Source organism: Phocaeicola sp. (genome assembly GCF_057861905.1).
Genome location: NZ_DBMACV010000111.1, coordinates 1 through 349, shown reverse-complemented (window position 1 = coordinate 349; position 349 = coordinate 1). Strand labels below are relative to the sequence as shown.

Below are 349 nucleotides of genomic sequence, written 5' to 3'. Positions count from 1 at the left end.
ATATTAAGAATAGAAGTATCAATCAAAATATAATCTAAAGGTTTATCCATAATTCGTTCTATATTTTTATTGATACTTCTATTCTTAAGATGGAATCATATTTTAAGGAATCTGGACGTGTCACTAAATTATTTGATTTAGCAAGTAAGGGATATGTAAAAATATTACTCCCAATTATTACAAAAAATGAATGGTTAAAACATATAAAAGAGGCTACAAATGTAAAATTTGACGACGTAGAGAGGAAGATCCTATTACTTGGAAATGTAAAAGAAGCATCAAGTATTACGGAAAACCTTAGGCAATTTTCTTCAGAGTATTTAAAATTTGTAGAAGATAGTATAGCATT

General features: G+C 26.6%; 1 pseudogene. It reads left to right on the top strand.

The annotated features are described in order from the left end of the window. Positions 1-89: 89 nt before the first annotated feature. A pseudogene (locus ACZM60_RS14145) lies at positions 90-349 on the top strand (PIN domain-containing protein); the annotation flags it as partial.